General features: G+C 72.5%; 8 protein-coding genes. 4 read left to right on the top strand and 4 right to left on the bottom strand.

Going from position 1 to position 7,626, the window contains the following annotated elements; translation table 11 throughout:
* Positions 1–143 precede the first annotated feature (143 nt).
* Entirely contained in the window at positions 144–815 is a 672-nt protein-coding gene (locus tag ABZW30_RS04735; RefSeq protein ID WP_355669581.1) for a TrkA family potassium uptake protein, read from the bottom strand.
* Positions 815–1,483, bottom strand: coding sequence for a TrkA family potassium uptake protein (locus ABZW30_RS04730; protein WP_355669580.1), 669 nt, complete (start codon positions 1,481–1,483; stop codon positions 815–817). The genes ABZW30_RS04735 and ABZW30_RS04730 overlap by 1 nt, the downstream gene beginning before the upstream one ends.
* 241 nt (positions 1,484–1,724) lie before the next feature.
* On the opposite strand from ABZW30_RS04730, the gene ABZW30_RS04725 reads away from it, so the two are divergent.
* Positions 1,725–3,791 carry an APC family permease gene (locus tag ABZW30_RS04725; protein WP_355669579.1) on the top strand — a complete coding sequence of 689 codons (2,067 nt, stop codon included), beginning with the start codon at positions 1,725–1,727 and terminating at the stop codon, positions 3,789–3,791.
* Positions 3,792–4,136: 345 nt separating this feature from the next.
* Positions 4,137–5,489: a class I SAM-dependent RNA methyltransferase gene (locus tag ABZW30_RS04720; protein ID WP_355669597.1), complete on the top strand. Its 1,353-nt coding sequence runs from the start codon at positions 4,137–4,139 to the stop codon at positions 5,487–5,489.
* A gap of 69 nt (positions 5,490–5,558) precedes the next feature.
* Here the strand turns inward: ABZW30_RS04720 and ABZW30_RS04715 are convergent, their stop codons facing one another.
* The gene (locus ABZW30_RS04715; RefSeq protein WP_355669578.1) at positions 5,559–5,753 is read right to left on the bottom strand and encodes a hypothetical protein; all 195 of its coding nucleotides are present in this window, start codon (positions 5,751–5,753) and stop codon (positions 5,559–5,561) included.
* Positions 5,754–6,024: 271 nt separating this feature from the next.
* On the opposite strand from ABZW30_RS04715, the gene ABZW30_RS04710 reads away from it, so the two are divergent.
* Positions 6,025–6,261 (top strand): toxin-antitoxin system HicB family antitoxin, encoded by a 237-nt coding sequence (locus ABZW30_RS04710; RefSeq protein WP_196947319.1) that lies wholly within the window; start codon positions 6,025–6,027, stop codon positions 6,259–6,261.
* On the top strand, positions 6,258–6,686 hold the full coding sequence (locus ABZW30_RS04705; protein ID WP_355669577.1) for a fic family toxin-antitoxin system, toxin component: 429 nt from the start codon (positions 6,258–6,260) through the stop codon (positions 6,684–6,686). The genes ABZW30_RS04710 and ABZW30_RS04705 overlap by 4 nt, the downstream gene beginning before the upstream one ends.
* A 44-nt stretch (positions 6,687–6,730) precedes the next feature.
* Here the strand turns inward: ABZW30_RS04705 and ABZW30_RS04700 are convergent, their stop codons facing one another.
* Positions 6,731–7,576 (bottom strand): GNAT family N-acetyltransferase, encoded by an 846-nt coding sequence (locus ABZW30_RS04700; protein WP_355669576.1) that lies wholly within the window; start codon positions 7,574–7,576, stop codon positions 6,731–6,733.
* Positions 7,577–7,626 lie beyond the last annotated feature (50 nt).

The raw sequence follows: 7,626 nt of genomic DNA, 5'->3' as shown, positions 1-7,626 counted from the left end.
ACCCCTCGCTTCCCGCCCCCCCCCCAAAATGGCCCCTCCCGGACGCCGCGGGGCCCCCGCGCCCCCCGCCGCCCCCCCCCCCCCCCGCGGGGGGGGGCCCCCCCCCCCGGGGGGGGGGCCCCCTCCGCCGTGTCTGCGCGTCCTTACTGGGCGCCGGAGGTGGCCGAGAGCAGCTGCTCCAGCTCCTCCTCGCGCTCCTGGGCGGCGACGAAGAGCAGCTCGTCGCCGCCCTCCAGGGTGTCGTCCTTGCTCGGCACCAGCACCCGGCCCTCGCGGATGATGCTCACCAGGGCGGTGTCCTGCGGCCAGGTCACGTCGCCCACCCGGGTGCCGACCAGCTCGGCCTCGCCGGCGAGGGTCAGCTCGACCAGGTTGGCGTTGCCCTGGCTGAAGCGCATCAGGCGGACCAGGTCGCCGACGCTGACCGCCTCCTCGACCAGGGCGGACATCAGGCGCGGGGTGGAGACGGCCACGTCCACGCCCCAGGACTCGTTGAAGAGCCACTCGTTCTTCGGGTTGTTCACCCGGGCGACCACCCGCGGCACCGCGTACTCGGTCTTGGCGAGCAGCGAGACGACCAGGTTGACCTTGTCGTCGCCGGTCGCGGCGATCACCACGTGGCAGCGCTGCAGCGCTGCTTCGTCCAGCGAGGTGATCTCGCAGGCGTCGGCCAGCAGCCACTCCGCCATCGGGACCCGCTCCACCGAGATGGAGTTCGGGTTCTTGTCTATGAGCAGGACCTCGTGGCCGTTCTCCAGCAGCTCGCCCGCGATCGAGCGGCCCACGGCACCGGCCCCGGCAATGGCGACCCGCATCAGTGACCCTCCTCCTTCGGTCCCTGCGCGAACGCGGCCTCGACCGCCGCCAGGTCGGTCCGGCGCAGCATCACGTGCACCAGGTCGCCCTCCTGCACCACCATCTGCGGCGAGGGCAGCACGCCCTCGCCGAGCCGGGTGACGAACGCCACCCGGGTGCCGGAGGCCTCCTCCAGCATGCTGATCCGGTGGCCGACCCAGTTCGGGTGGTAGGCGACCTCGGCCAGCTGCACGCCGCCGCTCGGGTCCTGCCACAGCGGCTCGGCGCCGCTCGGCAGCAGCCGGCGCAGCATCTGGTCGGCGGTCCAGCGGACCGTCGCCACGGTCGGGATGCCCAGGCGCTGGTACACCTCGGCGCGGCGGGGGTCGTAGATCCGGGCCGCGACGTTCTCGACGCCGAAGGTCTCCCGGGCCACCCGCGCGGCGATGATGTTGGAGTTGTCACCGCTGGAGACGGCGGCGAAGGCGCCGGCCTCCTCGATGCCCGCCTCGCGCAGGGTGTCCTGGTCGAAGCCGACCCCGGTCACCCGGCGTCCGTTGAACCCGGCGCCCAGCCGGCGGAACGCGGTCGGGTCCTGGTCGACCACAGCCACCGAGTGGCCCTGTTTCTCCAGCGTTCTCGCGAGGGCGGAGCCCACGCGGCCGCAGCCCATGATGACGATGTGCACCGGCGCTACCTCACCCGTCCCGTAGGGTTCTTGACCTGCGCAAACACCGTTCATCTCCCTTTCCCGCCCGGCTTTCCGGGACGAGCCTTCTCGTGGGGGCGTCGGCCGGACACCGCTCGACAACCTCAGTGTTGCCCGTCGACTCGTATCCGACACGCTAGCCGGTCCACCGAACGCAGTCGCGACGAAGGGGGGGATAAACGGCGCAAGCCCTACGGGCAAACCCCTACGATTCCTTAACGTGCCTATGCCGACTGACCTTCCGAAACGCCTCCTGATCGGGCGCGCCCTGCGCAGTGACAAGCTCGGGGAAACCCTTCTCCCCAAGCGGATCGCGCTCCCCGTCTTCGCCTCGGACGCGCTCTCCTCGGTCGCGTACGCCCCCGAGGAGATCCTGCTCACGCTCTCCGTCGCGGGGGCCTCGGCGATCAACTTCTCCTGGCAGATCGGCCTCGTCGTGGCGATCGTGATGCTCGCCGTGGTCGCCTCCTACCGACAGAACGTGCACGCCTACCCGAGCGGGGGCGGCGACTACGAGGTCGCGACCGTCAACCACGGGCCGGCCGCCGGCCTGGTGGTGGCCGCCGCCCTGATGGTCGACTACGTGCTGACCGTGGCCGTGTCCACCACCTCCGGCGTCGCCAACGTGGTCTCCGCCGTCCCCTCACTGCGCGGGCACGAGATGATCGTCTCGGTGGTCGTGGTCGTGCTGCTGATGGGCATGAACCTGCGCGGCGTGCGCGAGTCCGGTGGTGCCTTCGCGGTGCCCACCTACGCCTTCATGGCGGGCGTGATCGGGATGGTCGGCTACGGCGTCTTCCGGCACTACGTGCTCGGCCAGGACATGCCCGCCGAGAGCTCCGGTTTCCACCTCGTCGCGACCCTCGGCAACAGCTCGCTGGCCGGCTTCGCGATGGTGTTCCTGCTGCTGAAGTCCTTCTCCTCCGGCTGCGCCGCGCTCACCGGCGTGGAGGCGATCTCCAACGGCGTGCCGGCCTTCCGCAAGCCGAAGAGCAAGAACGCGGCCACCACGCTGTTGATGATGGCGACCATCGCCGTGGTGATGTTCATGGGCATCATCTGGCTGGCCCGGTTGACCGGGGTGCAGATGGCCGAGAACCCGGCCGAGCAGCTGGTCGGCTCCGGTCCCGACTACCACCAGAAGACCGCGCTGGCCCAGATCAGCGAGGCCGTCTTCAACAACTTCACGCCCGGCTTCTACTTCGTCGCCGCCGTCACCGGCCTGATCCTGGTGCTGGCCGCCAACACCGCCTTCAACGGCTTCCCGGTGCTCGGCTCGATCCTGGCCCAGGACCGCTACCTGCCGCGCCAGCTGCACACCCGCGGCGACCGGCTGGCCTTCTCCAACGGCATCATCCTGCTGGCGATCGCCGCGATCCTGCTGATCATCGCCTTCGACGCGGACCCGACCAGGCTGATCCAGCTCTACATCGTCGGGGTCTTCGTCTCCTTCAACATGAGCCAGTCCGGCATGATCCGGCACTGGACCCGACTGCTGCGCACCGAGACCGACCCGGCCGAGCGCCGCCGCATGCAGCGCAGCCGGGCGATCAACGGCTTCGGCCTGGTGATGACCATGGCCGTGCTGATCGTCGTGCTGGTCACCAAGATCGGCCACGCCTGGATCGCGATCGCCGCGATGGCCGTGCTGTTCGTGATGATGAAGGGCATCCGCCGCCACTACGACCGGGTCTCCGAGGAACTCACCGCCGCCGAGGAGCCGGACGACGTGGTGCCGCCCACCCGGGTGCACGCGATCGTGCTGGTCTCCAAGCTGCACAAGCCGGCGTTGCGGGCCCTCGCGTACGCCAGGCTGGCCCATGCCCACACCCTGGAGGCGATCACCGTCAACGTCGACCCGGCGGACACGACGGCGCTGCGGCAGGAGTGGGACGAGCGCGGCATCGAGGTGCCGCTGAAGGTGCTGGACTCGCCGTACCGCGAGATCACCGGGCCGGTCCTGGACTACGTGAAGAACCTGCGGCGCAGCAGCCCACGCGATGTGGTCGCGGTGTACATCCCCGAGTACGTGGTCGGCCACTGGTACGAGCACCTGCTGCACAACCAGAGCGCGCTGCGGCTCAAGGGGCGGCTGCTGTTCAAGCCCGGGGTGATGGTCACCTCGGTCCCCTGGCAGCTGGAGTCCTCGGAGCGGCGCCGGCCGCAGAAGGCCTGGTCGCCGCCGGGTGCCGTCCGCCGTGGCGAGCCCCGGGCGCCGAAGGCCGTAAAGTCGAAGGATTCCGTCTCCACCGGTGAGACCGCCGGTGTCACCTCCGACCGCAGCTAAGGACTCCTCCCAGTGACGCGCAACACTCCGCCCCGTTCCAAGGGCTCCTCCGGCGCCTCCGGCAAGGGCGGCGCCCGTCGGGGCGGCTCCCAGCCCGGGCAGGTGTCCCGGCCGCGCTGGGGCCGGCCGAACCGCCCGGAGGCCACCGACCGTGACGGCTTGACGGCGAGCACGGCGCCGATCGTGCCGGGGGAGGCCCCCGCCGAGAAGCCCGCGCGCACCGAGAAGCCCGCGCGCACCGAGAAGCCCGCCCGGGCCGAGAAGCCCGCCGGCGCAGAGAAGGGTGCCGCCGCCGGGGCGGGCCGGAAGGCGCCGCGCAAGCAGGCGGTGCGGCCGCCGAAGGCGCTGCGCACCGCTGCCGCGGCGCCCGCGCGGCGGCCGGAGAAGCCGTCCGGGGAGCCGCTGGTCGGGGAGCGCTACGAGGTCGAGGTCGGTGCGGTCGCGCACGGCGGCGGGCACTGCGTGGCCCGGCACGAGGGGCGGGTGCTGTTCGTCCGGCACGCGCTGCCCGGCGAGAAGGTGGTCGCGCTGGTGACCGAGGGCACCACCACCTCGCGGTTCCTGCGGGCCGACGCGATGGAGGTGCTGGAGCCGGCCAAGGACCGGATCGAGGCGCCGTGCCCGTTCGCCGGGCCGGGCAAGTGCGGCGGCTGCGACTGGCAGCACGTGACCCCGGGCGGGCAGCGCAAGCTCAAGGCTGCGGTGCTGACCGAGCAGCTGGCCAAGCTGGCCGGGCTCACCCCGGCCGAGGCGGGCTGGGACGGCAGCGTCGAGCCGGTCGGCGGCAAGCTGCCGGCCGGGCAGGTGCCGGCCTGGCGCACCCGGGTGCAGTACGCGGTGGACGCGGAGACCGGCAAGGTCGGCCTGCGCAAGCACCGCTCGCACGAGGTGCAGCCGGTGGACCGCTGCCTGATCGCCGCCGAGGGCGTCACCGAGCTGGGCATCGAGTCCCGCGACTGGCCGGGCGTGGCCACCGTCGAGGCGGTCGCCGCGACCGGCTCCTCGGACCGCCAGGTGGTGCTGACCCCGCGCCCCGGCGCGCAGCTGCCGCTGGTCGAGCTGGACAAGCCGGTGTCGATCGCCCGGGTGGACGAGCAGGGCGACATCCACCGGGTGCACGGGCGCACCTTCGTGCGTGAGCGGGCGGCCGGGCGGACCTGGCGGGTCAGCAACGGCGGCTTCTGGCAGATCCACCCGGAGGCGCCGGACACCCTGGTCGACGCGGTGCTGGAGGGCCTGGACCCGCAGTGGGGCGAGAACGCGCTCGACCTGTACTGCGGCGTCGGTCTGTTCGCGGGCGCGCTGGCCGACCGGGTCGGGGAGGAGGGCGCGGTGCTCGGCATCGAGTCGTCCAAGCAGGCCGTGGTCGACGCCCGGCACAACCTGGCCGCGCTGGACAACGTGCGGATCGAGTGCGACCGGGTCGAGACGCTGCTGCCGCGCACCGGCATCACCGCCACCGACCTGATCGTCCTGGACCCGCCGCGCGCGGGCGCCGGGCGTGAGACGGTCGCGCACCTGGTCGGCCTGGAGGCGCGCCGGATCGCGTACGTGGCCTGCGACCCGGCGGCGCTCGCCCGGGACCTGCAGTTCTTCCGCGAGGGCGGCTACCGTCCGGTCTCGCTGCGGGCCTTCGACCTGTTCCCGATGACACACCACTTCGAGTGCGTGGCGATCCTGGAGCCGACCGGGGAGTGACCCCCGATGTTCGAGGAGGCGGCACCCCGTGGCGTACGGGGGCCGTCTTCTCGGCGTTTCGGGGCGCGGTTACTCGTTGTGCTCCTCTTCCTCGGCGCTGTGCGGCAGGTCGATGCCGTGCTGGGCGGCGAGCCGGAGGAGCCCGGCGATCCGGCCCTCGTACGCCTGGACGCCGTCGGCGTCCCCTTCGGCCCGGGCCGTCGCGAGGTCCCGGCGGGCCTGGGCGAGCTGCTCGCGCAGCTCCTGGTCGAACATGGCTGTCATTGCCGGCCTCCACACCGGTCGGTGCCGCTCGGGGGAACGCTCAGGAGAGTTCAGAGTCCCGGATGCTGAAGGACTCTTCAAGTCTCGCTCGTCCCGGTGGGGTGGGGCAGCGCCGGGGCGGGTATGTGAGCTGGGCCGTCCCCGGCGGGTCCGGTGGGGGGCTTCGGTGACGGATTCACGGACGGGAGGTTGCGAGGGGGCGTGCGGCAGGTGTGCGGGCGGTGTGCGCGCGCCCTTGTTGTGCTAGCACTTCAGCGCTAGCTTGAACGGCATGGGCAAGAAGCAGCTGAACGTCCGAGTGGACGCCACGACCGCGGAGATGGCCCGGGAACGGGCGGAGCAACAGGGGATCAGCATGAACCAGTACATCGAGCGCTTGGTCCAGCAGGACATGGGTGAGTCCGGGCGGGCCTTCGTCGACGCGGCCGCGCAGTTCATGAAGGAGTACGAGACGGCGTTCCTCGCCGAGTTCGGGGAGCCGGGCGAACTCCAGGACGTGCGTCGTTGAAACTGGAGGTCGACCTCTCCTGGCTGCTCATGACCGCCGAGCAGTACACGCCCGGTGACCCGCAGGTCACCGACTACGGCTCGCTGCTCGCGGCCGTCACCCGGCATCAGGCCGAGATCTTCGACATCGCCGTCTACCCCGAACCGCAGGACCGCGCGGCCGCGCTGATGCACCAACTGATCCGGGTGCCGGCCCTGGAGAAGACCAACGAGCTCTACGCGACCGCCGTCGCCTACGCCTACCTCGTCGCCAGCGGCTGCACCGTCGCCACCACCGCCCGCGAGGTGCGCAGTCTCTCCCGGGCCATCCGGGAGGGACGGCTCGGCGTGTCCGGGGTCGCGGAACGGCTGGCGGCCTGGGTGGTCGACGAGGCCGAGGGGGAGGGCGTCAGCGGGGCGGACGACGAGGACGAGGACGACGACTGACCGCCGGAGCCCCGTCCTCGCCGCTGCCGCCCAGGGCTCCGCGATCAGGGCTCCGCGATGAGGGCCGTCGCGAACGGGCGGAAGCCGGCCCGGCGGTAGATCCGGGCGACGTCCTCGTCGGAGGCGGACAGGAACACCGTCCGCACGCCGTTGGCGCGGGCGTGCGCCACCAGGGTCGTGGTGACCGCCAGGCCCAGGCCGCGACGGCGCGCGGACGGCAGCGTCCCGACCCCGACCACCTCGGTGACCGGGCCCACCGGGTTGTGCTGGCCCGCGCACAGCGCCTCGGCGCCGTCCAGGGCGGCGGCCAGCACGGTGACGCCGTCGGTGATCCGCCGGGCGATCCGCGCCACGCCGCCCTCGGCTGTCAACCGCGCCGCACTCTCGGCCAGTTCGGCCGCCCCGGCGGGTCCGGCGGCGGTGCCCGGGTTGCCGAAGGCGACGTGCGGGACGGCGACCGCGTCGGCCAGCTCGGGGGCGTCCGCGGCCAGCACCCGTACCGCGACCCGCTCGGGCAGCTCGGGCGCCGGGGCCGACTCCTCCTGCGGGCCGAGTACCAGCAACGGGTGCTCATGCACCGTCAGCCCGGCCGCCTCCACGGCCGCGCGCAGCTCGGGGTTCTGCTCGGCGACCCACTCGAAGGCCTCCGGCGCGCCCACCTCCCGCTGCCGCTCCAGTACCTTGCGGACGTCGGCGGCGGTGGCGGCCGGGCCGTCGTGGCCGAGCGTCGGGCGGGCGTAGTACTGCCAGCCGATGCCGCCCCTGCGGACGAACAGGGTCAGCGGGCCGAAGTCCTCGGCGTCGGCGGCACTGCGCGGCACGGTGTCGTAGTAGCGCTCGATCTCGTCGAGCAGGGCGCGGTCGCCGGGAGCACGATCAGCAGAAGTCACGGCGTGCATCCAAGCAGGGGCGTTGCCGGGCCGCCACCGATTTGCCGGGA

The organism is Kitasatospora sp. NPDC004669 (genome assembly GCF_040609455.1).
GTDB lineage: Bacteria > Actinomycetota > Actinomycetes > Streptomycetales > Streptomycetaceae > Kitasatospora.
Note: the sequence above shows the minus strand (reverse complement) of the source record. Positions and strands in the feature narration are given on the sequence as shown.

Bases quoted from the DNA above. Each gene is read 5' to 3' on its own strand.
- ABZW30_RS04710 (WP_196947319.1), top strand. From the start codon at position 6,025: ATGGGCAAGAAGCAGCTGAACGTCCGAGTGGACGCCACGACCGCGGAG.
- ABZW30_RS04715 (WP_355669578.1), bottom strand. From the start codon at position 5,753: ATGACAGCCATGTTCGACCAGGAGCTGCGCGAGCAGCTCGCCCAGGCC.
- ABZW30_RS04735 (WP_355669581.1), bottom strand. From the start codon at position 815: ATGCGGGTCGCCATTGCCGGGGCCGGTGCCGTGGGCCGCTCGATCGCG.